The 25399-nt window shown below is 70.4% G+C and carries 23 protein-coding genes and 2 pseudogenes; 7 read left to right on the forward strand and 18 right to left on the reverse strand.

Annotated features, from left to right (window positions below; translation table 11 throughout):
* Nucleotides 1-52: 52 nt before the first annotated feature.
* The 7 genes and pseudogenes from ABZY11_RS10605 to ABZY11_RS10635 form a co-directional block, all read right to left on the reverse strand.
* Nucleotides 53-898, reverse strand: a complete 846-nt coding sequence (locus ABZY11_RS10605) for a serine hydrolase (protein ID WP_356478773.1) — start codon at nucleotides 896-898, stop codon at nucleotides 53-55.
* The gene (locus ABZY11_RS10610) at nucleotides 895-2511 is read right to left on the reverse strand and encodes a D-aminoacylase (protein WP_356478774.1); all 1617 of its coding nucleotides are present in this window, start codon (nucleotides 2509-2511) and stop codon (nucleotides 895-897) included. Before ABZY11_RS10610 ends, ABZY11_RS10605 begins: the two co-directional genes overlap by 4 nt.
* On the reverse strand, nucleotides 2511-3284 hold the full coding sequence (locus tag ABZY11_RS10615) for an amino acid ABC transporter ATP-binding protein (protein ID WP_356478775.1): 774 nt from the start codon (nucleotides 3282-3284) through the stop codon (nucleotides 2511-2513). Before ABZY11_RS10615 ends, ABZY11_RS10610 begins: the two co-directional genes overlap by 1 nt.
* Nucleotides 3281-4255, reverse strand: a complete 975-nt coding sequence (locus tag ABZY11_RS10620) for an amino acid ABC transporter permease (RefSeq protein ID WP_356478776.1) — start codon at nucleotides 4253-4255, stop codon at nucleotides 3281-3283. Before ABZY11_RS10620 ends, ABZY11_RS10615 begins: the two co-directional genes overlap by 4 nt.
* Before the next feature lie 8 nt (nucleotides 4256-4263).
* Nucleotides 4264-5148, reverse strand: coding sequence for an ABC transporter substrate-binding protein (locus ABZY11_RS10625; RefSeq protein WP_356478777.1), 885 nt, complete (start codon nucleotides 5146-5148; stop codon nucleotides 4264-4266).
* A gap of 95 nt (nucleotides 5149-5243) precedes the next feature.
* A complete protein-coding gene (locus ABZY11_RS10630; protein ID WP_356478778.1) occupies nucleotides 5244-5498 on the reverse strand; it encodes a DUF6192 family protein in 255 nt (84 codons plus the stop codon).
* Nucleotides 5499-5943: 445 nt separating this feature from the next.
* A pseudogene (locus ABZY11_RS10635) lies at nucleotides 5944-6141 on the reverse strand (aminoglycoside adenylyltransferase domain-containing protein); the annotation flags it as partial.
* Nucleotides 6142-6371: 230 nt separating this feature from the next.
* On the opposite strand from ABZY11_RS10635, the gene ABZY11_RS10640 reads away from it, so the two are divergent.
* A complete protein-coding gene (locus ABZY11_RS10640) occupies nucleotides 6372-6794 on the forward strand; it encodes an Hsp20/alpha crystallin family protein (RefSeq protein ID WP_356478779.1) in 423 nt (140 codons plus the stop codon).
* 66 nt (nucleotides 6795-6860) lie between these two features.
* On the opposite strand, the gene ABZY11_RS10645 is transcribed toward ABZY11_RS10640, so the two are convergent.
* Together ABZY11_RS10645 and ABZY11_RS10650 are read right to left on the reverse strand one after the other, a co-directional pair.
* Nucleotides 6861-7277 carry a V-type ATP synthase subunit D gene (locus ABZY11_RS10645; RefSeq protein WP_356478780.1) on the reverse strand — a complete coding sequence of 139 codons (417 nt, stop codon included), beginning with the start codon at nucleotides 7275-7277 and terminating at the stop codon, nucleotides 6861-6863.
* A 140-nt stretch (nucleotides 7278-7417) separates the two neighbouring features.
* Nucleotides 7418-7825, reverse strand: coding sequence for a hypothetical protein (locus ABZY11_RS10650; protein ID WP_356478781.1), 408 nt, complete (start codon nucleotides 7823-7825; stop codon nucleotides 7418-7420).
* A gap of 459 nt (nucleotides 7826-8284) precedes the next feature.
* Here ABZY11_RS10650 and ABZY11_RS10655 point away from each other — a divergent pair, with 459 nt between their 5' ends.
* Nucleotides 8285-8905 carry a CBS domain-containing protein gene (locus tag ABZY11_RS10655; protein WP_356478782.1) on the forward strand — a complete coding sequence of 207 codons (621 nt, stop codon included), beginning with the start codon at nucleotides 8285-8287 and terminating at the stop codon, nucleotides 8903-8905.
* Between the two features lie 381 nt (nucleotides 8906-9286).
* Here the strand turns inward: ABZY11_RS10655 and ABZY11_RS10660 are convergent.
* A pseudogene (locus ABZY11_RS10660) lies at nucleotides 9287-10774 on the reverse strand (heavy metal translocating P-type ATPase); the annotation flags it as partial.
* Nucleotides 10775-11118: 344 nt separating this feature from the next.
* Between ABZY11_RS10660 and ABZY11_RS10665 the strand changes: the two are divergent.
* Nucleotides 11119-12747, forward strand: coding sequence for a GAF domain-containing protein (locus ABZY11_RS10665; protein WP_356478805.1), 1629 nt, complete (start codon nucleotides 11119-11121; stop codon nucleotides 12745-12747).
* Between the two features lie 32 nt (nucleotides 12748-12779).
* On the opposite strand, the gene ABZY11_RS10670 is transcribed toward ABZY11_RS10665, so the two are convergent.
* Entirely contained in the window at nucleotides 12780-13490 is a 711-nt protein-coding gene (locus tag ABZY11_RS10670; protein ID WP_356478783.1) for a response regulator transcription factor, read from the reverse strand.
* A gap of 700 nt (nucleotides 13491-14190) precedes the next feature.
* On the opposite strand from ABZY11_RS10670, the gene ABZY11_RS10675 reads away from it, so the two are divergent.
* Nucleotides 14191-14682 carry a hypothetical protein gene (locus ABZY11_RS10675; RefSeq protein WP_356478784.1) on the forward strand — a complete coding sequence of 164 codons (492 nt, stop codon included), beginning with the start codon at nucleotides 14191-14193 and terminating at the stop codon, nucleotides 14680-14682.
* A gap of 59 nt (nucleotides 14683-14741) precedes the next feature.
* On the forward strand, nucleotides 14742-15596 hold the full coding sequence (locus ABZY11_RS10680; protein WP_356478785.1) for a universal stress protein: 855 nt from the start codon (nucleotides 14742-14744) through the stop codon (nucleotides 15594-15596).
* A gap of 48 nt (nucleotides 15597-15644) precedes the next feature.
* Here the strand turns inward: ABZY11_RS10680 and ABZY11_RS10685 are convergent, their stop codons facing one another.
* The 4 genes from ABZY11_RS10685 to ABZY11_RS10700 all read right to left on the reverse strand — a co-directional run bounded on the left by ABZY11_RS10685 (nucleotide 15645) and on the right by ABZY11_RS10700 (nucleotide 19001).
* Entirely contained in the window at nucleotides 15645-16520 is an 876-nt protein-coding gene (locus ABZY11_RS10685; RefSeq protein WP_356478786.1) for a universal stress protein, read from the reverse strand.
* Nucleotides 16521-16580: 60 nt separating this feature from the next.
* On the reverse strand, nucleotides 16581-17582 hold the full coding sequence (locus ABZY11_RS10690) for a nitroreductase (protein ID WP_356478787.1): 1002 nt from the start codon (nucleotides 17580-17582) through the stop codon (nucleotides 16581-16583).
* 128 nt (nucleotides 17583-17710) lie between these two features.
* Nucleotides 17711-18364, reverse strand: a complete 654-nt coding sequence (locus tag ABZY11_RS10695) for a CBS domain-containing protein (RefSeq protein ID WP_356478788.1) — start codon at nucleotides 18362-18364, stop codon at nucleotides 17711-17713.
* Between the two features lie 139 nt (nucleotides 18365-18503).
* Nucleotides 18504-19001, reverse strand: a complete 498-nt coding sequence (locus ABZY11_RS10700) for an MBL fold metallo-hydrolase (RefSeq protein WP_356478789.1) — start codon at nucleotides 18999-19001, stop codon at nucleotides 18504-18506.
* 177 nt (nucleotides 19002-19178) lie between these two features.
* Between ABZY11_RS10700 and ABZY11_RS10705 the strand changes: the two genes are divergently transcribed.
* Together ABZY11_RS10705 and ABZY11_RS10710 are read left to right on the forward strand one after the other, a co-directional pair.
* Complete coding sequence (locus ABZY11_RS10705; RefSeq protein WP_356478790.1) at nucleotides 19179-20252, forward strand: zinc-dependent alcohol dehydrogenase family protein; 1074 nt, start codon at nucleotides 19179-19181, stop codon at nucleotides 20250-20252.
* 77 nt (nucleotides 20253-20329) lie between these two features.
* Entirely contained in the window at nucleotides 20330-22732 is a 2403-nt protein-coding gene (locus ABZY11_RS10710; protein ID WP_356478791.1) for a glycoside hydrolase family 65 protein, read from the forward strand.
* 91 nt (nucleotides 22733-22823) lie between these two features.
* On the opposite strand, the gene ABZY11_RS10715 is transcribed toward ABZY11_RS10710, so the two are convergent.
* From ABZY11_RS10715 to ABZY11_RS10725, 3 genes are all read right to left on the reverse strand, one after another.
* Nucleotides 22824-23585 (reverse strand): HAD-IA family hydrolase, encoded by a 762-nt coding sequence (locus ABZY11_RS10715; RefSeq protein ID WP_356478792.1) that lies wholly within the window; start codon nucleotides 23583-23585, stop codon nucleotides 22824-22826.
* 241 nt (nucleotides 23586-23826) lie between these two features.
* A complete protein-coding gene (locus ABZY11_RS10720) occupies nucleotides 23827-24702 on the reverse strand; it encodes a universal stress protein (protein WP_356478793.1) in 876 nt (291 codons plus the stop codon).
* A 63-nt stretch (nucleotides 24703-24765) separates the two neighbouring features.
* Complete coding sequence (locus ABZY11_RS10725) at nucleotides 24766-25398, reverse strand: CBS domain-containing protein (protein WP_356478794.1); 633 nt, start codon at nucleotides 25396-25398, stop codon at nucleotides 24766-24768.
* Nucleotide 25399 lies beyond the last annotated feature (1 nt).

Consider the following 25399-nt stretch of genomic DNA (forward strand, 5'->3'; position numbering starts at 1 on the left):
CCGCCCGCCCCCCCCCCCCCCCACCACCGCACCTCGGGGGCTGTGCAGCTTCTCAGACGGCGGTCGGGCGCCCGGAACAGGCCGCGAGCGTCCTGCCCACGTCCCGAATGGCATGCACCGCGGCCCGCTCGGTGCTCGGGCCCAGCGCCGTGTCCCAGTGCGCCACCACCGCGTACGCCAGCCGGCGCCTGCCGATGATGACACCGGCGTCGGCACGGACCCCGGTGTCGGTGCCGGTCTTGTTGGCCACCAGAAGCCCGTCGCGCAGCCGCTCGGGAAAGCCTGGGGCGTACGGGTCGTGGTCGACCAGAGCGGGCACCAGGCCGTGATCGGTGTTGGAGCGCATCCAGCGCAGCAGCCGGGCCGAGGCCGCCGGGCAGCTCATGGTGCCGCGCACTGCGTGTGTAACCAGCCGCGCCAGGTCGCGTGCGGTGCCGGTGGCGAAGACGGGCGGCACGTCCGGGCCACGGACGTCGCGGACCTTGTCGTGCAGCGTCAGGTGATCGAGTCCGAGCTCCTGCGCGAGCCGGGCCGTGGACTCGCGCCCCACGAGGCGCAACAGCGCGTTGGTCGCCGTGTTGTCGCTCACCGAGGCGGTCAGCCAGGCCAGGTCCTCGACGGTCCAGCCGCGCCCGCTCATCCGGCGCAGCAGACCGGTACCTTCCGCCAGGTCCTCGTCCAGGACCTCCACGACGCGGTCGGCGGGCAGTTCCCCGGTGTCCAGTCGGCGCGCGACCTCGGCGAGCAGCAGCAGCTTCGAGGCGGACGCCACCGGCATCACGGTGCGCTCGTCCACCCCCACCGAGCCGCCGCCGTCGATGTCGACGGCGGCGACGGACAGGGTGAGCGGAAGCGCGGCCGAGCGCCGCGCCGCCGCGGCCACTTGGGCCAGACTCATCGGATTCTCACCACTTCTCCCGCCCGTGCCGAGGTCGGGCGGCCGTCTCTTGCCGCGATTCGCCCCGACACCACGACGGTATCGATGCCTTCGGGTGCCAGCAGGGGGCGGTCGAAATCGGCGGTGTCGCGTACCGACGCCGGGTCGAGTACGACCAGATCGGCGAGGGCGCCGTCGAGGACCACGCCGCGGCCCGTGAGACCGAACCGCCCGGCAGGCAGCCCGGTCATCTTGTGCACCGCGCTCTCCAGCGGGAGCAGTTGCTCGTCGCGGCTGTAACGGCCGAGCACCCGGGCGAAACTTCCCGCCCAGCGCGGATGCGGCCGGCCGGGTTTGGGGACGCCGTCCGAACCGATCATCGACAACGGGCTGGCGATGACCCGGCGGACGTCGTCCTCTCGCATGGAATGGCTGATGATGGTCACTTCGCCCTGCTCTGCCAGCAGGAGATCGCACGCCTGGTCGACCGGATCCACCCCGCGCTCGGCCGCGAGGTCGGCGATGCTGCGCCCCTCGGCCTCGGGGTGCGTCTGCGCGGCGGCCACCGAGATGAGGTCCCAGCCGCCGTTTCCCACGGTGTTCTCCCACCCCTCGACGCCCCGGGCGATGTCCGTTCTGATCCGGTCGCGGGTCTCGGGCCGACGCAGCCGTTCCAGCAGGGCGCCGACGCCGCCCTCACTCGCCCATGGGGGCAGCATGGCATGCAGGACGGTGCTTCCCGCCGTGTACGGATATACGTCGCACAGCACGTCCACGCCTTCGGCGCGGGCCCGTTCCAGACGGGGCAGGGTCCGCAACGTGGCGCCCCAGGCGTGCCGGCCCGCGGTCTTGTGGTGGGAGATCTGCAAGGGTGCGCCGGAGCGCACTGCGATCTCCAGGGCCTCCTCCAGGGCGGACTCCACCTGCGACATCTCGTCGCGCAAGTGGGTGACGTAGGGCTTGCCGTGACGGGCGGCGACCCCGGCCAGCGCGACGATCTCCTCGGTGTCGGCATAGGTGCCGGGAGGGTAGATCAGCCCGGTGGACAGACCGGCCGCCCCCTGGGCCAGAGCCCGGTCCAGCAGCGCGCACATGGTGTCCAGTTCGTCGGGCCGCGGCGGTCGGGCCTCGAAGCCCATCACTCCGGCGCGCAGCGTGCCGTGGCCGACCAGCGAGGCGATATGGGTGTGGCGCAGAGCGGGGTCCTGTCCGGCGGCGAACGCGTCGAAGTCCACGGCGGGCCGCACCGGTCCGAGCCCGAACGTCACCCTGAGATGCTCGGCGAGCTCCGGCAGCCGCTGGGGGAGCGAGGGGAACAGGCTGGTCCCGCAGTTGCCGCAGATCTCCGTGGTGACGCCCTGGAGCAGCGGTGCGAGACGGAGGTCATCGATCGGCTCCGTGGCACCGGCTCCGTGGGGCGTCGCGAGGGCGTCGGAGTGCGTGTGTACGTCGATGAAGCCGGGGGCGACGACCCGCCCGGTCACGTCCAGGGTCTCGACGGCCGAGGCAGGGGCGCCGACGGGGAGTACGGCGATCCGCCCATCCACCACCGCGATGTCCGCTTCCCGGGCGGGTGCGCCGGTTCCGTCCACGAGCGTGCCGCCGCGCAGCAGCAGATCGAGGGGGCGGCCCATCACAGCACCGTCGACAGGAAGGCCCGCGTGCGGTCGTGCCGCGGGTCGGTGAACAGCCGATCGGGGCTCCCGGCCTCCACGACGGCGCCCTGGTCCATGAACAGCACCCGGTCGGCGACTTCGCGGGCGAAGCCCATCTCGTGGGTGACCACGACCATCGTCATACCGCTGCGCGCCAGGTCCCGCATGACGCCGAGCACCTCGCCGACGAGTTCGGGATCGAGGGCGGAGGTGGGTTCGTCGAAGAGCATCAGGGCCGGTTCCATGGCCAGTGCGCGGGCGATCGCCACGCGCTGCTGCTGCCCGCCGGACAGCTGCCCCGGGTAGTGGTCCGCCCGGTCCGCGAGGCCGACGTCGGCCAGCAGCTTGCGGGCCCGCTCCTCTGCCTGCGCACGGGGCCGGCCCTTGACGGCGACCGGACCCTCCATCACGTTCTGCACCGCTGTGCGGTGCGGGAACAGGTGGAACCGCTGGAAGACCATGCCGATCCGTTCGCGCTGGCGCCGGACGTCCCGGGCGCGCCGTTCGCGCAGCACCCGGCCGGACGGGCCGTGCTGTTCGTAGCCGACCAGCTCACCGTCCATCCACACGCGCCCCGCGTCGATCCGCTCAAGGTGGTTGAAGCAGCGCAGCAGTGTGGACTTCCCGGACCCGGAGGGGCCGATGACACAGAGCACCTCACCGCTGCGGACGTCGAGGTCGATGCCCTTCAGCACCTCGGTGTCCCCGAATCGTTTACGGACCCCGCGGGCCCTGAGGATCACGTCGTTCATGCCGCTGCTCCCTTCTTGGCGCGTCCGGGCCGGAGATTGGCCAGGATCCTGCTCCGCAGCACGGGAGCGGCGCCGGGGCTGTAGCGGCGCTCGACGGCGTGCTGGCCGATGCTGGCGATCGTGGTGAGCACGAGGTACCAGATCGAGGCGACCAGGAGCAGCGCGACCACTTCGAAGTTGGCGAGGTAGAGGTGCTGGGACACGGTCATCAGATCGGCGCCGGCGATGACCGAGACCAGCGAGGTCGTCTTGAGCATGGAGATGAACTGGTTGCCGAACGGCGGGATGATGACCCGCATCGCCTGCGGAAGGATGATCCGGGAGAGGATCTTACGGTTCGACATCCCGATGGAGGCGCCTGCCTCGCGCTGGCCGGGATCCACGCTCTGGATGCCGGCCCGCACGATCTCGGCCATGTAGGCGCCCTCGTTGATGGAGAGTCCGAGGAGCGCGGCCACGAATCCGGTGATCACCTGGTTGGACTGCCAGCTGATGAGTTTGGGGCCGTCGAACGGGATTCCGATGCTGATCACGGGGAACAGCAGGGCCAGGTTGAACCAGAAGATGAGCTGGACCAGCAGCGGGGTGCCCCGGAAGAACCAGGTGTAGGCACTGGCGGTGAGGCGCAGGACCGGACTGTCGGACAGCTGCATCACCGCGACGACGACCCCGATGGCGATGCCGAGAGCCATCGAGACGAGGGTGAGCTGAATGGTCACCCCGAGGCCCTTGAGGATCACGCCGTCGAACTGGTACTTGGCGACGATGTCCCAGTGCAGATTGGGATTGACGATGATGGTGTAGGCGAGCCACACGGCGAACAGCGTGGCGGCGAGCACCGCGAGCCAGCGCCCGGGGCGAGGGCGTCCGGTCACCTGGAGGGAGAGGTCGTCCTCCTGCGGCGGCCCGTCGGCGGGCACGGCATCCGGCGCTCCGCCGAGGGCGGAGCCGGGTATTTTCTGGTGGTTCATATCCGTTCTCACTGCCCGTCGTTGACGGTGGCCTCGGGTACGGCGCTGCCGCCGACTCCCCAGGTGTCGAGGATCTTCTTGTAGTCGCCGTTGTCGATGAGCTCCTGCAGGGCCTTGCGGACGGCGTCGCGCAGTCCGCCCTGGCTCTTCGCGGACGCGATGCCCCAGGGGGCGGTGCCGTACTGCTCCGGCAGGACTTCGTACGCGGTGCTCTTCTTCGTGAACATCTTGGCGACGGGGTAGTCGACGATGGTCGCGACCGCGCGTCCGCTGTCCAGTTGCAGTAGTCCGGTCGGTGCGTCCTCGCTCTGCGAGATCCGCATCTTCTCCTGGCACTTGGCGTTCTGTTCCTCGCCGATGTGGAGGTTGGAGCTGCCCTTGGCGAGGACGACGGTCTTTCCACAGAGGTCCGCGAGCGACTTGATGCCCTGCGGGTTGCCCTGCTTCGTCATGATGACGCCGCCGGTGCGGAAGTAGTCGACGAAGTCGACCGCCTGGCGCCGCTGGGCACTGTCGGTCATGGACGACATGACCAGGTCGAACCGTCCGGACTCCAATCCGGGGATCAAGCCGTCGAAGGCGGCGTTGGTGAGTTCGAGCTTCAGCTTGAGCCGCTTGGCAAGGGCCTTGGCCAGATCGGGGTCGACGCCGGTGAGCCGGGTGGTGCCGGGCTCGTACATCTCCATCGGCGGATAGCCGACCGCGGTGGCCACCCGGAGCACACCCTTCTGCCGGTACTGAGCCGGCAGCAGCTCGGCCGCGGTCCGGCCGGAGGTGGTCTGGGACTCGGCTCCGGACGGGGCGTCGCCCTGACCGGAGCGCCCACAGGCAGTGGCCGTGAGGGCCACCACGGCCAGGGCAGCCAGACAGCGAAGAGAACGGGGACGATTCATCGGATTTCTCCCTCACGGGTGACGGTGCGCCGATGCTGGCAGTCGCACCCCGGTGAATGGAAGATGATGAAGCTATTCACGCCTGACCATCGAAATCAGTACGGGTCCGAGCCTGCCGCTGCTGCGCCCGACGGGCCTGGTCCCGAGGAAGCCGCGGTGACGAGCAGGAACGGATACGCGCCGGCCTCGACGTGGTGACCACCCGCCGGACCGGCAGTGACCTTCACCGCGACCTCGTGGTCCCGGGTCAGGTCACGGACAGCCCGCACCTTCTCCTCGACCGTCATCGGCCGGTCGACCTGCTGGGATTGCGTCGGCGGGCTCGCCGTCCAGGAGTCCCGGGCAACCATGACGTATCCGTTCGGGATCGGGCTGGAGGCGACTTTGCCGGCGAGCCCGGAGCAGGTGGGGAGGCGGTCGCGACAGGACCGGGGACCGACTCCTGGTTCACGGGGCGCAACGAAGTGGAGCCACGCGAGGGCGGTGTCGCCGCCATGGACACCACACCGGTAGGAGGCTTTGATCACCGCCCACGAACCCAGCAGCGCTTCGCGACCCGCACTTCCCCTGTGGCCTGCTCGGCGATGACCGGCAGGACGAGTACGACGCCGCGGTTGGCCCTTCACATCTGCACACGTTCCGCGAGTACCTGGCCCGCGTCCCCGCCGGGGGTGGCACTCATCCGTGGGCCGTCACTGCCGACCCTGGTCGCCGTGGGGCTCCCTGGCGCACGCCGAGTAGGCCAACGGCCGCAGATGGACGTCCTCGACGCCGTCCACTGACCAGGTCCGGCACTCAGCCCTGTCGGCGCAGGTCGTCGATGTGGGTGAGGACTGCGTCCACGTGCGGGCGTACCCGGGCCTTGAGTTCGTGACTCCAGGTCTCGTCCTCGTAGTGGCAGTTGCAATACAGATACCTGGCGTGCTCCAGGACGGGGCGGTGTTCCGGGGGAAGGCGGGCGAGAGCCCAGTCCGCGGCGGCGTCCTTGGTCCTCCTGGAGGTAGGACATGGCCGTGGTCATTTCGTAGAGACCGGTGGTCGTGACGTCGGACATGGTGATCGCCGCCGTGTGATGGTCCCGGGGCACCTGTCTGACCGTGGGCCGGCCGGGAGAATGGGACCGGAGGGACCCCGGGCATGGGCCGATCGGCCTCAGTAATCGGAACCCGGCCGCGGTGGACTGGGTGTGTCGGCATCCGCGACCACACCGAGGAGGTACCGCGATGACCACCCTGAAGCGCGGGCAGAGGTTCCCGTTCCCAGAGGTTCCGGACTGGTTCGAGAACCTGCCCGCCCGGTTCGCGTTGCCCACGATGGGCGAGCTGTACACAGTTCGTATCGAGGACTACACGGAGGACGGCCGTTACGTGGTGCGGGCGGAGCTTCCGGGCACATCGCCCGAGAACATCGATGTCTTCATCAGCGACGGTGTGCTGACGGTCCAGGCCGAACGCACCGAAAAGGAAGTGGACAAGAACCACAGCGAGATCCGCTACGGCGTGATGAGCCGCAGCGTGACGCTGCCGTCGGGCGCGGACGAGGACGATGTCACGGCCGACTACACTGATGGCATGCTCACGGTCAGCGTGGGCCTGGGCGCCGAGAAGCCGTCGGCCAAGCACGTAGAGATCAAGCACGGTGGCTGACGGCGATCGGCTGCGCATGGCGGGCCTCCCGCTACGGGCCCGTCATCGGTGCACTTCGGGTGGCTCTCACCGGATTCTTCGCGCGGCCGCCCAACGGCGCCGTACCGCTTGCACGTGCTCGGCTTCCTCCAAGGCGACTTCCACCGCCGTCAGTTCGCTCTGCAGCTGCGCGATCCAGTGGTGGCACAGGGCCCGGACCCGTTGCCGGGTCCGTTCGGCTTCGGCGGCGAGAGGTCCGGCGGCTGCCTGGTGGGCCGCGTGTTCCGCCAGGCAGTCTCCAGAGCCCCGAGCCGGTACGGCTGCGGAGTAGCCGCGCGGCGACGGTCCGGTGCGGGCAGCCGGGAGACCACGTCGGCGATCTCGAATCCCGCTGCCGGCGGGACGAGCAAACGGACACCGCCCCGGGGCAGCCACCCGGCCAGCACCCGCAGGTGCCACAGCGGCGTGGCGGTCACCGCCCGCTGAGTTTCGCCGTCCGAGCATTTCTCGCGTACGGCGTTGCCGTCAGGCCTTGCAGGGCGTCGTCGAGCGTGTCACGGTCCGCAACCTCCCGCGCATCGCCGACGCCCAGGTGCCGGCCGACGAGAGCCTTGGCCCACACGCCCCGGCGGTCCAACCCGTACTCATGGCGCTTCGTCCTCGCCCGGGCCGCCGGCCAGGAGCAGGGCATCGGCCACCGAGTGGTCCACCGGATCCGGCATGCGCTCCCTGGCCCGCCTCCGGATCGCCGAAGCAGTGCGGTCCCCGGCAGAGCGAAGGGCGTCCGCTTCGCGCCGGGCCTCTCGGAGGCCGGGTTCCGCAGCCTGTCGGCGGACCTCGGGAGCTTGCTCCCGGGCGGCCGCCACGAGCCCTGCCGCCTCCCGCGCGGCGTCCCGCCGCACGGCTATGGGCGCCTCGCCCGCCGAGGCCCGGATCCGTGCCGCCTCCTGCTGTACATCGGTCAGCTGTGCGAGGGCGGGTTCCAGCTCCGCGGCACGTCCGGTCGTACGATCGGCGGGTACGCCGTTGGCGGACGCTCCTGGTGTTCCCACCGGGCGGAACCGCTCCAGAAGTCCCGCAGACTCATCGGCGGCCTCCCGTCGGTCGGCTGCTCCTTCATGCTCACCGTTTCCGTTCCGGCGGCACCGGATAGGGCCGTCACGCCGTTCGACCAGGGCCGTTCGGCTCTTGGCAAGGGCGGCCGGAGCGAAAGACTGGGACACGGTAGGCAACCCGATGGAGTCCGGAGGCCCGCCGTGAACAGGCATGAGAACCACTCCGCGGAGGCCGGGGCCGGGCGGGACCTGCCTTCCCGCCCGTGGCGATCCGGCGAGGAGGAACGGCAGCACACGTTGATTCGTTACCTGGGCGCTGTGGCCGCGGCCGCGGCCGCGCACGCAGGCGCCGAGGAGCAGGCTCCCGCAGGCGTCACCGCCCGCCCGGCGTCGTCGGCCGTGTCGCCTTCGCAGCCGTCTTCGCCCCCCGGAGGGGGGATCCCTCTGGTACGGGACATGATGGACGTGCCCGCCGCCTCCCTGCGCGACGATCTGCCGTACCGCGACATCGCCCGCCTGCTGGCACGCGAGCAGGTCGGCGCGGTTCCGGTCGTGGACGACGAGGACCACGTGGTCGGCGTCGTCTCGGAGTCCGATCTGCTGGCGAAGGTCGCCTTCGAGACCTCCGGCCACCGGGTCGGACGCATCGGCGGGCTGCGCGAGCGACGAATGCACGGCAAGGCACGTGGTGAGACAGCGGCTGACCTGATGACAAGTCCCGCGATTACGGTGCTGCCCGGCGCGACCGTTGCCGAGGCCGCCTGGCTTGCCGCACTGTCCCGGCTGAAGAGGCTTCCGGTCACCGACCGAGGGGGCCGCCTGGTCGGAGTCGTACGCCGCAACGCCCTGCTGCAGGCCCTCATCAGGGACGATGCCGGAATTCGAGCGGAGGTCGCGGCCAGGATCGAGTCTTGCTGCCCGCCCGGCGACCGGGAATCCGTGGAGGTGGCGGTGCACGACGGCGTCGTGGAACTCACCGGGAGCCTGCCTTCGGCCGACGCGGCTCGGCTGGTGGCTGAGGTGGAGGGCATTGCCGATGTCGTCGAGGTGAAGAACCTCCTCACCGCCACGCCATGACGGCGCTCAGAAACGCCGAGGGACAGCGCTCGCCTCCGGACGAGGGCGCGGGCCGAGCACGGGGTTGCCGGGCGCGGCCGGGACGCGGTCGGCGTACCGGCCCTCCTCGAACAGGCGAGTGCCGGCATCGAGGAGACTTCTCGGGCCGGGCTCGTCAGGCGGTCGCGGTGCTCGGTGGGCAGGGTGGTCATGGTGGTGGCGGAAGTCATCACACCGGCCCCCTTCGTGATCTCTGCTTCCAGCGTGAACGCCTGCGGGTCCCGCCACCGCGGGCCGCTCGGATCCGATCAGGGCCCATCGGCCCGTGCGGGCCGCTCCGCTGCCGCGTCGACCCGCTGCGTCCGCGGTGAGCACCTGCGCGGCCGGGCCGCTCGGCGGCCGTCATTGGGCCAGCGAGAAGTAGTTCTCTTCCTCCTGCGTGAAGTGCAGGCGCAGGACGGTGTGCAGCCCGTACAGGCAGCAGCGCAGGTCGTCGAGCTGGTCCGGGGACAAGCCGCCCTCGGCGTGGGCCAGCCGCAGGTGGGTCGCGATGCGACGGGAGAGGCGTTCGATCTCGGTGTGGGCACGGCTCATGGTGGCCGTCGACTCCGGCCCGCCCAGGGTGGGCGCGAGCGCGGGGTACAGCTCGTGCTCCTCTGCGTACTCGTGGGGCAGCAGCCGCTCGGTGAGCAGACGATGTGCCCCTTCGACGGCGGCCAGAGTCCGCGGGCCGGGACCGTCCGAGAGGTGGTCCGCCGCACTGCGCACCGCTTCGAGCACGTCCTGGAGGTCGTCGTGTTCCGACGCGAAGCGGTGGATGAGCTCCTCGGCCGCGGGGGTCAGCGCCGGCCGCGCTGTCCGGTCCACGCGCAGCGCGCGCAGGGCGTTCAGGATGACCGCCACGTCAATGGCCTCCTGGAGCAGGGCTCCCGGGGCGGGCGGCAGCAGGCCGAAGGCGGCCGCCACCATTGCCGCCAGGGACATCGCCATCCCGCCCAGGGCACTCTGCACGGCGATCCGCCGGGCCCGTACGGCGACGCAGACGGCGTCGGCGAGCCGGTCCACCCGATCGGCGGTCAGCACGATGTCGGCTGCCTCCGACGAGGCAGTGGAGCCGCGGGCCCCCATCGCCACACCGATGTCCGCTGCGGCCAGCGCGGGGGCGTCGTTCACACCGTCCCCCACCATGACGGTGACCGCGCGTTCGCGTTCGGCCCGTACCACGGCAACCTTGCCGATTGGGTCGAGCCCGGCGCGGACGCCGTCCAGGCCGAGGACGGCACCCACCTCACCGGCCGGCTCCGCGCGGTCGCCCGTCAGCATCAGCAGCCGCTCGATGCCCGTGGCCCTCAGATGGCGAAGGGTGCGCGCGGCGTCATGGCGCAGGGGATCCAGGAGGAGCACCGCCCCCGCCGGACAACCGTCCACGGCCAGCCAGGCCACGGCGGCGCCGTCGAGAAGCGCACGGTTGTCCACCGCCCTGGCCCAGGGCGGGCTGGCACCGGACACGTCGAAGCGGCCGACGGAGAGCCGGTGCCCGTCCACGAGGCCCGAAGCACCCCGGCCGGGCTCCTCGGTGACACCGGTCGGGACGGACAGGACCAGCTTCCGTTCGTGTGCGCTGTCGACGATCGCCGCGGCAAGGACATGGGGTGAGTACTGGTCCAGCGACGCGGCCAGCCTCAGCACCTCCGTCGGCTGCCATCCGGGTGCGGCGAGCACATCCACGACGCGGGGACGGCCACGGGTGAGGGTGCCGGTCTTGTCGAGCAGCAGGGTGCGGGCCCGGCCCAGGTTCTCCAGGGCGCTGCCGTCGCGCATCACCACTCCCAGGCGTGAGGCCAGGGAGATCCCGGAGACGATGGCCACCGGCGCGGCCAGGAGCAGCGGACTGTCCATCACACCCCGGCGGGGCGGACCTGCGGCAGGGGACGAACGGCTCTGCCGCCAGGGCCGTACAGGCGCTGTTCGCGCCGTCGGGCACGGGATGTTGACCGCGGCGTGCGAACAAGCGCGAGGGCGAGGCCGGGTTCGGGCCGGTTGCCGTCCACCGGATGCTTCTCGGCGTGGGGCTACTACCGTGAAGATGTGGGTCTTTCGCGCTACGTGAGGGTCACGACGGAGGCACCGTGGGCGACAACGGCGACAACGGCGACAAGGGACCTGGCCACTGCGGAGAGGCGCACCGTCGGCTGGGCAATCTGCCGGGCGATCTCCAGGAACGGCTCGACGCCGTGAGGCGGGGACCGGCCGAGGCGGCCCTGCTGCTGGACGCAGTCATGTCGGTGGGCAGAGAGCTTGATCTGCCCCAGGTGCTGCGTCGGATCGTCGAGGCCGCGGTTGTCGTGGTCGACGCCGAGTACGGGGCCTTGGGAGTGGTCGGTCAGGGAACCCGGCTCGCACAGTTCCTTCCGGTGGGCGTCACGGCGGAGCAGCGCAAGGCCATCGGCCCCCTGCCCGAGGGGCACGGCATCCTCGGCGAGCTGATCCGTCACCCCGAGCCGTTGCGGCTGGTGGAACTCTCCGAGCATCCGTCGTCCTACGGGTTTCCGCCGAACCATCCCCCGATGCACTCGTTCCTGGGGGTTCCCATCCGGGTTCGCGACAAGGTGTTCGGCAATCTGTACCTGACACAGAAGCGGGGCGGCCGGGCCTTCGACACCGAGGACGAAACCGTACTGTCGACGCTCGCGGTGGCGGCGGGAGTGGCCATCGAAAACGCCCGTCTGTACGCGGAGACGCGCGACCGCCAACGCTGGCAGGAAGCCAACAGCGAGATCATCGCGGCTCTGCTGAGCGGGGCGGACGAGGCACGCGTCCTGCGGATGATCGTTGATCACTCCTTGCGCATCCTTGCCGCGGATCTCGGTGTGCTGGCACTGCCCGCGGAAGGGAAGAGCCTCCGTGTGGCACAGACGTCCGGGCTGGACGCCGAGTTGCATCTCGGTCTCGTCCTGCCGCAGGCGGGATCGTTCGCCGGCGCCGCCCTGGACGCGGGCGAGCCGATCACCAGCCTCGATGTCGAACATGATCCGAGGATCACCGAGGGCCCGCAGAGGTGGACGGGGCTCGGCCCGGCTGTCGCGGTTCCGATGGTCACGGGGGAGCGGACCCGTGGGGTACTGCTGCTGGCCCGGGTGCGGGAGCGTCCCGCCTTCACCGATACGGAGACCGCGCCTCTGCTGGCGTTCGCCGGACAAGCGGCTCTGGCGATGGAGCTCACCGAACGGCGCGAGTCCGCCGAGCAGATCGCCCTGCTGGAGGAGCGCGACCGCATCGCCAGGGATCTGCACGACCTGGCCATTCAACGGCTGTTCGCCACCGGCATGACACTGCAGAGCGTGGTGCGGCTCGTGGAACAGCCACAGGCGAGCGAGCGGCTGTTGCGCGCGGTGGACGATCTGGACGAGACCATCAAGATCATCCGGTCCACCATCTTCGGACTCCGCGCCACCGGCTCGGGCCGGGCCGGCCAGGGGCTGCGCGCCCGGACGGCGGCCACGGTCGAGCAGGCCGCCAGGACCCTGGGCTTCCAGCCGTCGCTGCGGATGGGAGGGCTGATCGACACGGATGTGCCGACCGAGACCGCCGAGCAGGTGATCGCGGCGCTCGGCGAGGCGCTGAGCAACGTCGCCCGCCATGCACGGGCGACGGCGGTGGACATCTCGTTGGTGGCGCGAGAGGGCGAGGTGAACCTGGTCGTGTCCGACAACGGTATGGGCATGCCCAGGCACATCGAGTCCCGGAGCGGGCTCGACAACCTCGCACGGCGCGCGGAGAAACTCGGCGGTGAGATGAATGTGGGGAAGTCCGCACAGGGCGGCACCAGGCTGAGCTGGCGGGTGCCGCTGCGATTCTCCTGATGCCGTGCGGGGCGCTTCGAGGAGCCGTACGGTCAGGCCGGATGGTGCCCGGCACCGGGCGGGGACGTTTCCGCGGCGTGCGCGGCGATCACAGCCGCCTGGATGCGGCGCTCGACACCGAGCTTGGCCAGCAGCCGGGAGATGTGGTTCTTGACCGTCTTCTCCGACAGATAGAGGCGCTTGCCGATCTGGCTGTTGGTCAGTCCTTCACCGATCAGCGCGAGGACATCCTTCTCCCTCGGGGACAGCCCCGCCAGCGCGTCGTCCTCTTCGGAGCCGGTACCGGACTCCTCCTCGCGCAGACTGTTCATCAGCCGTGCCGTCGTCGACGGGTCGAGGGTCGAGCGCCCGGAAGCCAGTGTGCGGACGGCGGTGACGAGGTCCGAGCCCTTGATCTCCTTCAGTACGTAGCCTGCCGCGCCGGCCATGATCGCGTCGAGCAGTGCTTCGTCGTCGTCGAACGAGGTGAGCATCAGGCAGGCCAGTTCCGGCATTCGCGAGCGCAGCTCACGACAGACCGTGATCCCGTCGCCGTCCGGCAGCCGCACATCGAGAATCGCGACGTCGGGGCGGAGCGCCGGGCCGCGGGCCAGTGCGTGATCGGCTGTGCCGGCTTCGCCGACGACTTCGATGTCGGGTTCCGCGTCGAGCAGATCCTGCACGCCTCGCCTGACTACCTCGTGGTCGTCCAGCAGGAACACGCGGATCGGTTTCTGCGCCGAGAACCCCGTTCCGTCGCTCATGGTGGTCCTCCTCGCCTTCAAGGGTTGCGCAGTTCCGCCTCGTCATTCGTGGGTTCGCACAGGAGAACACACCAGGGTCGAACGGTCCTGTTCTCCGGTCCGTTCAGGCCTCAGGAGCCCCGGCCCGGGGACCGAACAACCGCAACCGACCGGTTCCGTGCGCCACATACATGCGCTCCGCCACCGTCCTGGCGACACATGCGCTCCGCCACCGTCCTGGCGACACGTGCGCTCCGCCACCCTCCTGGCGACGAACCCGTACACCGCCCGCCCCCGCACCGCATGGCGGGCGGCGCGTCGAATTCCGCAGGCTGCTCCAATCCGAACTATATGCATGCTCCCGGCGGTGTACTCGACCGTGCTGCGTGGGACCCGGTCCCACCGCATTTCTGCGTGCTCCTCCTCCACTCCATCGTGTGCCGCCCGGGAAGCATGGTGCTTGGGCCGACCGGCCTGGTTCCGCGACCCGCTCAGCCCATGTCGCGGGCCGCACCGGGCGCACAGGATGGTGGGATCCGCTCCCGCCCGTGGGCTTCGCGATGCACTACGGGCAAGGGCCGGCGCAGCAGGGGAATGAGGCCGGATCATGACTGAAGAAGTGCCCCCTGGGGCAGGCCGAGGACCCGGCGGGGCCAGTGCCCGCGGGTTGCCGGTCCGCGCGTCGGACCGCATCCAGCGCTGGGGCAGGGTGATCCTGGTCGTGGCCTTCCTGCTGGCGGCACCCTTTGCTTCGGCCGCCACGGGCCGTGCGGTGCACGACGCCGAGACCCGTCGTGCTGCCACACTCTCCGATACGACGAGAGCCGAGGCTCGGCTCGTTTCCGACGCCGGCGGCCCCGCGGTGGATGCCAGAGCGCAGTCAATGGTGCGCGTCCCCGTCCGCTGGACACAGCCCGACGGCCACGTGCGCACAGCGGTGGTCAGCGTCCGGGCGGGCAGCCCGGCCGGCACCACGGTCCCGATCTGGATCACTGCTCAAGGCGCGGCCACCAGCAGGGGACCCGCGACACCCGGCGAGACCGTTGCGTCCGCATGGATGACGGCAACAGTGACTTTCGCGCTGGCGACGGGACTGTTCACCGCAGTGTGGAAGGTCTTCACGAAGCTGGTGGACACCATCAGGTGCAGGGGGTGGGAGAAGGAGTGGGACGAGGTGGAAGCCGAGCTGTCCGAGCAGTTCCGAAATCGCTAGCGGATCGGCACACATGACTCCGAGGAGAGATCATGGACAGCACTGGACCAAGCGTGACCATGACGGGACCGGTAGTGGTCGGTACCGATGGCTCCGACCATGCGACGCGGGCGGTGCGTTGGGCCGCGGGCGAGGCGGCTGCTCGCAGCCGGCCGCTGCGGATCGTGTACGCGACCGCGACGGGCCACGGCAGACCGTACCTCTCCAAGGAGGAGAGCCGACAGGTCGACGGTTTCGCGGAAGGCGTGCTGGAAGAGGCTGCCGCACTCGCACGCCGACTTGCTCCCGCCGTCCCCGTGACGACGGCCGTGTGCGAGGACAAGCCGGCAGCATGCCTGTTCGGCGAAGCCGGGACTGATGGCACGATCGTCGTGGGCTCCCGTGGACGTGGCGGATTCGCGTCCTTGCTGGTCGGTTCGGACTCGCTCCGGGTGGCCGCCCATTCCCACGTTCCGGTCGCCGTCGTGCCGAGCGGTGACGACCGTGAACCGGCAGGTGTCGTGCTGGCCGCGGCGCGGGACGAGCGTGACGAGGAAACGCTGCGCGTCGCCGCCGCTCTGGCCGCGCGGGAAAGTGCCTCGCTGCGGGTGCTCAGCGCATGGGTCTTCCTTGAGAACGTCGGCAGCATGGCGACGATGTTCGATGGTGTGGACCGGCTCGCCGCGGACCAGGCAACCGCGACTGCCCGGCTCGTCGCGCCCGTGCGCAAGGACTTCCCGGACCTCACGGTGAGCGAACACGTCGTTCGCGCCGGGTCCGTCTCCGAGGTGCTGGTGGCGGCGACCGCCGACGCCGACATGATCGTCATCGGATCCCGTCGGCGTTCCCACTCCATCGGCTCTCAACTGGGCCACGTGACGCATGCGGTCCTGCACCACGCGCACTGCCCGGTCGTCCTCGTACCCCATCCTTGATCACTTGGTCAAAGGCGCCCCTTGAGGACCGGTGCCGCGCTCGGGCGCTCACCGGGTGTCCGGGACGACGGCGACCGGGCAGGACGCATAGTGCAACACCGAGTGGTTCACCGGACCGAGGTGCGGACGGTGGTGTCCACCGGCACGGTGCGCGCCGACGACCAGGAGTTCCGCTCCCTCGGCCTCCTCGATGAGTACCTGGTGCACGGGTCCCTGCGCCACGGACCGGTGGACATCGGCTTCGGACCCGGTCCGTTCCAGTACGGCCAGGACTTCTTCGAGGTGCTCCTCGGCCTGCTGACGGTGTGCGGAGGCCGGGGAGCCCGCGAGGAGCGGATGATCCGCGGTCTCGTGGGCGGGGCAGCGCCAGGCGCGTACGGCGATCAGCTCGCCGTGGCGCGAGGCCACCTGGGCGAGTGCGAAACGGGCGGCTGCCGACGGTCCTGCGTCGTCGCCGATTCCGACGACGACGCGGCCCGGCTTCGGCTGCGTGTCCGGTGCGGCCGCCGGGATCACGACAACCGGGCAGTGGGACCGGCCCGCGACGGCGAGACTCACGGACCCCAGGAGCATCCCGGCGATCCGGCCGCGGCCCCGGGAGCCGAGGACGACCAGGGCTGCCTCGTGGCTCTCGTGCACCAACGCGTTCACCGGATCCTCGGGTTGTACGTCGGCGATCACCTTCACCTCCGCGTGGAGGCGATGCACTCGTTCCTGCGCGGACGCGACGAGATGCTCGGCGAGGACCTGCTCGGCCGGACGCCCGGTGTCGAAGGTGGGACGCATGCCTTCGTAGTGCTCCCACAACGACGCATGGACGACGCGCAGGGGAAGCCGTGAGCGCTCCGCCTCCGCCGCGGCCCAGTCCAGGGCACGGAGGCTGCCCTTCGAACCGTCCACTCCGACGACTATCGGGAGCTGCATGGCTCCCACCGCCTTCCCTGCTTGAATGGCTCCCTGCTTCGATTCATACGGTCCGGATTTCTACGGTTCGACGGTCAGGACGTGGTCGAGGGGACGTCGTGGTGTGCGCGGCCCGCTCGGCCCGTACCCCAGACGGATGATCATCTGTGGGTGTCCCGTGCCGAAGACCGGGTCGCGCAGGATCCAGCGCAGGTCCGGCCATTCGAGCGGCTGTGTCGCGAACGACGTGGACACCTGGTGGAGGGTGGCCGTGAGCAGGACGCGTTCCAGGGCCTGACCCGCGCGCAGCCAGTCCGTGGCGTGGTCGCCCGGGGTGCTCAGCAGGGCCAGTTGGGGCCGGTTCTCGAACAGGACACGGGCCCGGCCCGGGATGACCCGGGTTCCGGCGAAATCGCGGGTGGTGGCTCGTTCGGAGGCGTCGCGGGGGCCGAAGGCGTAGTCGGGGACTCCGTCCACTGGAGCCTCGCTCCTCGTGTTCCGCGTCCAGCGCTGCTGCTCAGCCTCCCGCGTCGGCTCTCCGCGGTCGTACCCCTCGGCGTCCCGGATCAGTCCGAGAACGGTCTCCAGGTGGATCGGGGTCAGGAACGCGAAGTCCGCGCCCTCGGCACGGGCCGCGTCGGCGAGGCGTGCCCGGACGTCGTCGGGAACCGGCTGTTCGTCGAACGGGTAGCGGCTGGTGTGCCGGTCCTTGATCGCCGGGTGGAGAACGGCGAGGGCTTCATCGGTGGGTTCCCGTGGCGCGTCGGGGTGGATGCCGAGACGGACGGTGGCCAGTACCGCGGGGTCCGACGGTGTGGGCAGCAGTGAGATGGCCGCGTCCAGGCCGTGGTGGGCGGCGGACACCCGCAGGTTGAGCAGGGCCGCGCCGCAGCCGATGTGGAGCGCGCGGGTGGAGGGGTCGGCCTCCGGCATCGCGCGCTCGAAGTCGGCCCGGAGCGTGAGGGTGCGGCTGCGGCGTCCGTAGCGGAAGAGCCAGGGCTGGGCGTTGTGCATGGACGGTGCGGCGGTGGCATCGGCGACGAGATCGGCCAGTGCGGTGTCGTCGAGTGCTTCGGTGAGCATCGTGGGTCTCCCTGAGGCGGGAAGGGGGCGATGGCTTCAGCATGGAGCGGATAGCCGCCCGGTACGTATGGGCCGTTCGTCCCTTGTTCCGGTCCCGGATGGTTCCTCGGAGGGATACCTCCGAGCCCTTAGGCCGGAATCGGGCCTTCGAGGCGGCAGTCCACGCTTACGACGCCCTCCACGGATTGTGCGAGGCGGGCGGCGACGGGAATGAGGGCGGCGTCGGGGACGCGACCGGTGAGCGTGGCCACACCCCAGGTGACGCCGACCCTCACGTCCCGGTGCGAGTCGGGGAACAGCCGGTCGACGACCTCACGGCGTATCTCGGCGGCCAGGTCGTCGTCGGGGCGCAGGAAGATCTTGAGGAGATCGGCGCGGCTGACGATGCCTTTGAGCCTGCCGTCGGCATCGACGACCGGGAGGCGCTTGACACGCCGGTCGGCCATGAGCCGGGCGGCCTGCGGGAGGGACGCGCCGGGCCCGATCACGACGGCGGGGCTCGACATCAGCTCCTCGGCCCGGACCGAGCCGGCCTTGGCGGTGTCGCCCAGGCGGCGCATCTGGTCGATCATGCCGGGCGGGTGTTCGTGGAACTCCTCCTTCGGGAGCAGGTCGGCTTCGGAGACGACGCCGACGACGCGGCCCCCGTTTTCGACGACTGGCACGGCGGTGACCTTCCACCGCTCCATGGCGTCGGCGATCTCCTTGAATTCCGTGTCGGGCGTGACGGTGACGACGGTCTTCGTCATGACGTCGCCGACGGTGTACCGGGTGGAGGTCATGGCAGGTTCCTCGATGGGGGCGGGCGAGCGGCCGATTGCTGCCGTGGGGCGAACAGGAAAGGGCAGGTCCGGTACGGCTCTGGCGTCGGATCTACGACGAGTGAGGACTCCGCGGCGTACACGATGTGTCTCCCGCCCTTCATTCACAGCCTGGCACCGCGGGGAACGAGCCGCGAGGGACGGCCTCGTGGCGCCGCTCAGCGGACCGGGACGGCCTCTCCGGGTCTGGGCACGACCCGCTGTCCAGCCCAGCTCTGGTCGGTCCGTGGGCCGGATGGGCCCAGGCCGAGCCGAGGATGTGACCACCGTGATGCAGGGCGAGCCGGGCGGTGTGGGCGCTGGTCAGGATCGTTCCTCGGAAGCCGTGCCGGACCGGTCGGGGCAGATGGCCACAGTGGTCCGGGTGGGTATGGGTGATGACCACGGCGTGGATGGACGAGGCGTCGCGCGGCAGCTTCGCCCGGTTGCGACGGCGCAGGTCCGCGAAACCCTGGAAGAGGCCGCAGTCGAGGCGGATCCGGGCCCGGTCGCTCTCGATGAGGAACTTGCTGCCGGTGACGGCCCGGACGCCGCCGAGGAAGCGCAGCAGCGCGGGTCTCGGCTCGGGTGCGGCCAGGTGTGTTTCTGCCTCGGACATCGCGACCCCTTCTTCCGCGGGTGGCAGCGTCTTCACCATCACACCCCCGGGGCCTGCCGGGGAGGGATGGGACCGGCAGGCCCCGGCGGGGACCGACCGGCCCATGCGGAGCGGGCCCGCACAGGGTCAGCCTGGGGAGAACCTCGCCGGGACACATACAGGAAGAGGGGCCGCATCGTGAGGGCACTCGTTTTTCAGGGCCCGGGGCAGATCGCATGGCAGGAACTTCCGGACCCCGTGGTCAAGGACGCCGCCGACGCGGTGATCCGCGTCGATGTCGTCACCATCTGCGGTACCGACCTGCACATCATCAAGGGCGATGTGCCCGAGGTGACTCCCGGCCGTGTGCTGGGGCACGAGGCCGTCGGCACAGTGGTCGAGGCCGGCGCCGGCGTCCATACGGTCCGTCCCGGCGACCGGGTCCTGATCTCCTGCATATCCGCGTGCGGCCGGTGCCGCTTCTGCCGCGAGAGCCGCTACGGGCAGTGCCGCGGTGGTGGCGGCTGGGTGCTCGGCCACACCATCGACGGCACCCAGGCCGAATACGTACGGGTGCCGTTCGCCGACCTGTCCGTGCACCCGTTGCCGGCCTCGGTCGACGGCCATGACGGCGTACTGCTCGCCGACATCTTCCCGACCGCCTATGAAGTCGGGGTGCTGAACGGCGGCGTACGGCCCGGAGACACCGTCGTCGTGGTCGGCGCGGGCCCCATAGGGCTCGCTGCCATCGTCGGTGCCGGCCTCTACAGCCCCGGAAGAATCATCGCCGTCGACCTCGCCGAATCCCGGCTGGCCGCCGCGCGCTCCCTGGGCGCGGATGCAACGGCGGGCGCGGCCGAGGAACCCGAACAACTCGTCGACGACCTCACCGAGGGTCTCGGCGCCGACGTCGTCATCGAGGCCGTCGGCGTGCCCGAAGCCTTCGAGATGTGCACCCGCATGGTCCGGCCCGGAGGCCGCGTCGCGAACATCGGCGTCCACGGCAGGCCGGCGACGCTCCATCTCGAAGATCTGTGGATCAAGGACATCACCATCACCACGGGGCTGGTCGACACGTACTCCACGCCCATGCTGCTGGGCATGCTGGCCGCCGGGCGACTGCCTTCGTCCGCGCTGATCACCCACCGCTTCGAGCTCGGGCAGATGGAGGAGGCCTACGACGTGTTCTCCCGTGCCGCGGACACCGGTGCGCTCAAGGTGTCGTTGGGAGGACCGCAGCACAACGAGATCATCGCCCCGGCTCAGCCATGAGCCCCGGTGAACGTGAGCGGTGCGCCCACCGTGGGGAGACCAGGTTTCCGGAACGTGCCCCCGTGACCGGAGCGGCCATGAGCACAGCATGTGCCTGGGACTTCAACGGCTACGACCCCAAGGCGGAGCGGACGATCGAAGCCCTGTGCACTCTCGGCAACGGCAGATTCGCCACCCGGGGCGCCGCGCCCGAGTCGCCTGCTGACGCGGTCCACTACCCCGGCACCTACGCGGCCGGGTGCTACGACCGCCTCTTCTCGGAGGTCGCGGGAGAGCGGGTCGGCAACGAGGATATGGTCAACCTGCCCGACTGGACGCGGCTGCGCTACCGCTGCCTGCCGGATGACGGACCGGCGGGGGACTGGCTCACCACCGATGACCCGAGTCTGCGGCGACACAAGGTCTCGCTCGATCTGCGAGGCGGCGTTCTCACTCGCCGTCTGTTCTTCCAGGACGGCCACGGTCGCCGGCTCGGCGTCACCCACACCAGACTCGTTCACATGGGCGACCCGTATCTCGCCGCCCAGAGAACCACCTTCCGCGGGTACGGCTGGAGCGGGGCCGTCGAGGTCGAGTCCGTCATCGACGGTGACGTCACCAACGGCGGTGTCGAGCGATACCGGGGGCTGGACGGACGCCATCTCACCGGTCACCGTGCCGGAGCCGAAGCGGACGGTGTGGCGTGGCTGTCCTGCCGGACCCGTTCGTCCCGGATCCGGATCGCCGTCGCCGTGCGAACGTCGTCGTGGCCGCTCGTCGCGGTGGGATCGAGCTGCACCGGGACCGGAACGGTCCAGAGATTCAGGCTGCCGGTCTCCCGCGGGCGTTCCGCCGCCGTCGTGAAGTGCGCCGCGCTGTACACATCGCTGGACCGCCCCTCGGGCGACCCCCTGCTGCTCGCTGTTGAGCACGCGTCGCACGCGGCGGCGTTCGAGGCACTGCTGGCCTTCCACCGCGCGGCCTGGGAACGCCTGTGGAGCCAGGGCGAACTGAAGGTACCCGGTGAATCGGGACGTATCCTTCGGCTCCACCTCTTCCACGTCCTCCAGACGCTGTCCCCGCACACGGCCGAACTGGACGTCGGAGTTCCCGCCAGGGGACTGCACGGCGAGGCGTACCGAGGGCATGTCTTCTGGGACGAGTTGTTCGTACTGCCCTGCCTCACCCTGCACTTCCCGGAAGTGGCACGGGGCCTTCTCATGTACCGCCACCGTCGCCTGCCCGCGGCCCGTGACGCGGCCCGCCGGGCGGGCTTGCGAGGAGCGATGTTCCCCTGGCAGAGCGGCAGTTCGGGCGCCGAGGAGACACAGACGTTGCACCTCAACCCCCGCTCGGGTCGCTGGCTCCCCGACCACTCGCACTTGCAGCGCCACGTCGGATCGGCCATCGCCTGGAACGTATGGCGGTACGGGCAGAGCACCGGCGACACCGGATTCGTCCAAGGGCCGGGGGCGGAGCTGCTGCTCGACATCGCCGGCTACTGGGGTGCCGTGGCCACGTACGACGCCGATCGCGAGCGCTACCGCATCCGCGGTGTGGTGGGCCCGGACGAGTACCACGACGCCTACCCCGGGGCCGCTGCTCCCGGGATCGACGACAACGCGTACACCAACGTGACCGCGGCCTGGGTGCTCGCACGCGCGCTTGAGGTGTTCGAGGGGCTCCCCGAGGCCCGTCGACGGGAGCTGGCCGAGCGACTCGGCCTGGACGACGGGACACTGAGCCGCTGGGAGGAGATCTCACGTCGGCTGTACGTGCCGTTCCACGGCGGTGTCATCAGCCAGTTCGAGGGCTACGGCGAGCTGGCCGAACTCGACTGGGACGCCTACCGCTCCCGTTACTGCGACATCCGTCGGCTCGACCGGATCCTTGAGTCCGAGGGGGACACGGTCAATCGCTATCAGGTGTCCAAGCAGGCCGACACACCCATGCTCGGCTATCTCTTCCGCCCGGCCGAGCTGCGGTCCCTGTTCGACCGTCTCGGATACCGGCTCGATGACGAGATGTGGCGCGCGACGGTCGGCTACTACCTGGATCGCACCAGTCATGGTTCGACCCTCAGCAGCCTGGTGCACGGCTGGGTGCTGGCCCGCGAGAGAGGCCCGGACGCGTGGCGGTACTGCGAGGAAGCCCTGCTCAGTGATGTGGCGGACGTGCAGGGTGGCACCACCGGCGAAGGCATCCACCTCGGCTCCATGGCCGGCACCCTCGATCTCGTCGAGCGGGGCGTTGCAGGTCTGGAAGCAGGTCCGGACGGACTCCGCGTCGACCCCATCCCGCTGAGGGAGGTGCCGCGCTGCACGTTCACGGTCTGTTACCGCGGACACAGGGGCATCCGGGTCCGGCTCCTGCCGGGCCGCCTGGCGATTCACGTGCCCCGCTCCCGACCGGCCGCCCCTCGGCCCGTGTGTCTGCCCGGCGAGCGGCTGGTGACCGTGGCCGCGGGGGAGCAGCACTGGTTCCGCCTGCCCCTGCGCTGACTCTCCTCCCAGGTCCGGCGCGGTCCGCCGGGTGATCGGACGTGCTCGACCGGCCCATGGCCTTCGTACGATCAGGGCCGGGCCGCAGTCCTCAGTCCTTCCCGGGCGTCAACAGCTCGCCGGGGTCGGTCACGACCACATCGGCGCCATGGCGGCGCAGTCCGGCCGAACTGCTTCGTCCGGCCGTGCGGTCCACTCCCACCACCAGGCCGAATCCGCCCCGCCGGCCGGCCTCGACCCCGGCCAGCGCGTCCTCCACCACAGCCGTGTCCTGGGCCGGAACACCCAGTCGCCGGGCCGCCTCCAGGAAGAGCGCCGGATCCGGTTTGCCCGCAAGGCCCAGTCGGCGTGCTTCGTTGCCGTCCACCACACTCCGGAAGAGGCCGATGACGCCTGCCGCGGTCATCAGCTCGGTCGCGTGGCGGGACGCCGAAACAGCGGCGCAGGGTATCCGCTCACGCCGCAGTGTGTGCAGCAGGCGGACGGTGCCGGGCCAGGCGGTGACACCGCGCGCACGCACGCTCGCGGTGAACAGTTCTTCCTTGCGGGCCGCGACGGCCCACACCGTGCCGGTGCCCGGCGCGTCGTCGGGATCGCCGAGCGGCAGGTCCAGCCCCCGGGAGGCCAGGAACCCCGCGGCTCCGTCCAGCCGGGACCGGCCGTCGACATGGCGGAGGTAGTCGTCCACCGGATCGAACGGGCGCTGCCCGCCCGCGGCCGAGAGACAGGCGTCGAAGGCGCCCTGCCAGGCTGCGGCATGGACCCGGGCGGAATCGATGACCACGCCGTCGGTATCGAAGACGACGGCCCGTTGTGAGCGCAGGCAGGCTGCTAGGGACGGTGTGCCGCTCATGACGGATCCCTTCGGCAGGGAGCCCTCTCCATGGCATCACGGCTCCGGGTCAGGGGCGCGCCGACCCCGCCTTCACCGAATTCCTGGTGAGGACCGGCATCGACTCGATCCCGGCGGCACCGGGCAGCTTCGCCGCGGTCAAGCAGCACGTGGCGGCTGCCGAACCGGACCCGCGAGCGGATGACCGGTCGGCCCCGTCCGGGATCCGGCAGGACGACGCCGTCATTCGTGGACGACGCCGTCATTGGTGAGCGATGACGGCGACGGGCGCGGTGGAGTGATGGAGGACCGCGTGAGCGATCGGACCGATATGGGTGCCGACCGAGGACCGGCGGACGCGACGGCCGACGACCATCAGACCCGCCTCGGAACCTGCCTCCAGGAGTTGCTCGGACGCGGGGCCGACCGTCACCTGTGCGTCCAGTTCGACAGCCGGGTACATCTCCCGCCAGGGCCTCAGCATGTCCTCCAGGCCGGTTCGCTTGCTCTGGGCGATCTGGGCATTGACTTCCGGGTTGTACGCGGCTCCGGACCCGGCCAGAGGAGGCAGCATCCAGCTGTGCAGCGCATGGAGTGCGCAGCCCCTCCGGGCTGCCTCGTCGAACGCGAAGGCGAGCAGGGCGTCGCATGGCCGACCGGTGTCGACGCCCACGACCACGCCGCGCTCCAGGTGCCGCCCCTGGGCGTGCGGCAGCGCGTCCTCGGTTGCGCGTACCAGGACAACGGGCTGCTCCACGGCATGGATGACGGCCATGCCGACGGAACCGAGGACGAAACCCCTGAGCGTGCCCAGTCCCCGGGACCCGAGCACCAGCATGCTCGCACCCGCTGCGGCCTGGGCCAGCGAGGCGGCCGGCCGACCGTCGAATGATTCGGCACTGATATCCAGTCGGGGGTATTTGTCCAGCAGTTCGTCGGAGGCTTCACGAAGGAGGGTCTGAGCACCCTGACGGCGCACCTCGGAACCGGCTGCGGGAACGATGAGGGGCGGAGACCATATTTCGGCATGGACGAGATGGAGGGGCGCACTGCGGAGGAGGGCTTCCCGCGCGGCCCAGTGGGCCGCCGCGACGCTTTCCCAGGACCCATCGAGGCCGACGGCAATACGTTGGTTCATGACGGCCCTCCTCGGGCAGGGGCTGCTTCGGGCCGGTGAAGAACTCTCGTACGCATCGGCCCTTCAGACCTTCTTCTGCTGCTGTCGGGTGTCCATGCGTACATCGTCGGGAAGATCGTCCTGCTCGTAATCGAGCCGATTGATCACGTCCACGACTCCGTCGACGCTCCGGCACAGACGCAGGACGACGGGGACGAGACTGTGCCGGATCACAGTGCCGCTGAGGGTCACGACACCATCGGCGACCTCGACGGTCAGCGACGAGGGACTCAGCCGCAGCGTGTGCGTCAGGACGTCTTCGAGGATCTCCTCCTGGATGGCGTGGTCCCTGCGCAGGAAGAGTTGCAGGAGGTCGCTGCGGCTCAGGACCCCGATCAGCCGGCCTTCGCTGTCGATGACGGGGAGCCTCTTGACCTTGTGCTTCTCCATGACGCGGGCGGCGCGGACAGCGCTCCACCCGGGAGCCGCGGTGATCGCCGGGTGACTCATGAGATCGACGGCGGTGTTCCCGGTGCCGTGCCGGCGGAGCAGGTCGGCCTCGGAGACGACGCCCACGGGGCATCCGTTCTCGTCCACGACGGGCACGGCGGTGATACCGAACTCGTCGAGGAGCCGGGCGATCTCCTTGAACGTGGTTCCGCGTCGGACGCTGACGGCCGTGGGCGTCATGAGGTCGGAGACGCTGCGATGCCTCATC

Source organism: Streptomyces sp. NPDC006510, assembly GCF_040611955.1.
Taxonomy (GTDB): Bacteria; Actinomycetota; Actinomycetes; order Streptomycetales; family Streptomycetaceae; genus Streptomyces.

Excerpts from the sequence above, each read along its gene's own strand:
- ABZY11_RS10605 (WP_356478773.1), bottom strand. The coding sequence starts at position 898 with ATGAGTCTGGCCCAAGTGGCCGCGGCGGCGCGGCGCTCGGCCGCGCTT.
- ABZY11_RS10610 (WP_356478774.1), bottom strand. The coding sequence starts at position 2,511 with ATGGGCCGCCCCCTCGATCTGCTGCTGCGCGGCGGCACGCTCGTGGAC.
- ABZY11_RS10615 (WP_356478775.1), bottom strand. The coding sequence starts at position 3,284 with ATGAACGACGTGATCCTCAGGGCCCGCGGGGTCCGTAAACGATTCGGG.
- ABZY11_RS10620 (WP_356478776.1), bottom strand. The coding sequence starts at position 4,255 with ATGAACCACCAGAAAATACCCGGCTCCGCCCTCGGCGGAGCGCCGGAT.
- ABZY11_RS10625 (WP_356478777.1), bottom strand. The coding sequence starts at position 5,148 with ATGAATCGTCCCCGTTCTCTTCGCTGTCTGGCTGCCCTGGCCGTGGTG.
- ABZY11_RS10630 (WP_356478778.1), bottom strand. The coding sequence starts at position 5,498 with ATGGTTGCCCGGGACTCCTGGACGGCGAGCCCGCCGACGCAATCCCAG.
- ABZY11_RS10640 (WP_356478779.1), top strand. The coding sequence starts at position 6,372 with ATGACCACCCTGAAGCGCGGGCAGAGGTTCCCGTTCCCAGAGGTTCCG.
- ABZY11_RS10645 (WP_356478780.1), bottom strand. The coding sequence starts at position 7,277 with ATGCTCGGACGGCGAAACTCAGCGGGCGGTGACCGCCACGCCGCTGTG.
- ABZY11_RS10655 (WP_356478782.1), top strand. The coding sequence starts at position 8,285 with ATGATGGACGTGCCCGCCGCCTCCCTGCGCGACGATCTGCCGTACCGC.
- ABZY11_RS10670 (WP_356478783.1), bottom strand. The coding sequence starts at position 13,490 with ATGAGCGACGGAACGGGGTTCTCGGCGCAGAAACCGATCCGCGTGTTC.
- ABZY11_RS10680 (WP_356478785.1), top strand. The coding sequence starts at position 14,742 with ATGACGGGACCGGTAGTGGTCGGTACCGATGGCTCCGACCATGCGACG.
- ABZY11_RS10685 (WP_356478786.1), bottom strand. The coding sequence starts at position 16,520 with ATGCAGCTCCCGATAGTCGTCGGAGTGGACGGTTCGAAGGGCAGCCTC.
- ABZY11_RS10690 (WP_356478787.1), bottom strand. The coding sequence starts at position 17,582 with ATGCTCACCGAAGCACTCGACGACACCGCACTGGCCGATCTCGTCGCC.
- ABZY11_RS10695 (WP_356478788.1), bottom strand. The coding sequence starts at position 18,364 with ATGACCTCCACCCGGTACACCGTCGGCGACGTCATGACGAAGACCGTC.
- ABZY11_RS10700 (WP_356478789.1), bottom strand. The coding sequence starts at position 19,001 with ATGTCCGAGGCAGAAACACACCTGGCCGCACCCGAGCCGAGACCCGCG.
- ABZY11_RS10710 (WP_356478791.1), top strand. The coding sequence starts at position 20,330 with ATGAGCACAGCATGTGCCTGGGACTTCAACGGCTACGACCCCAAGGCG.
- ABZY11_RS10715 (WP_356478792.1), bottom strand. The coding sequence starts at position 23,585 with ATGAGCGGCACACCGTCCCTAGCAGCCTGCCTGCGCTCACAACGGGCC.
- ABZY11_RS10720 (WP_356478793.1), bottom strand. The coding sequence starts at position 24,702 with ATGAACCAACGTATTGCCGTCGGCCTCGATGGGTCCTGGGAAAGCGTC.
- ABZY11_RS10725 (WP_356478794.1), bottom strand. The coding sequence starts at position 25,398 with ATGAGGCATCGCAGCGTCTCCGACCTCATGACGCCCACGGCCGTCAGC.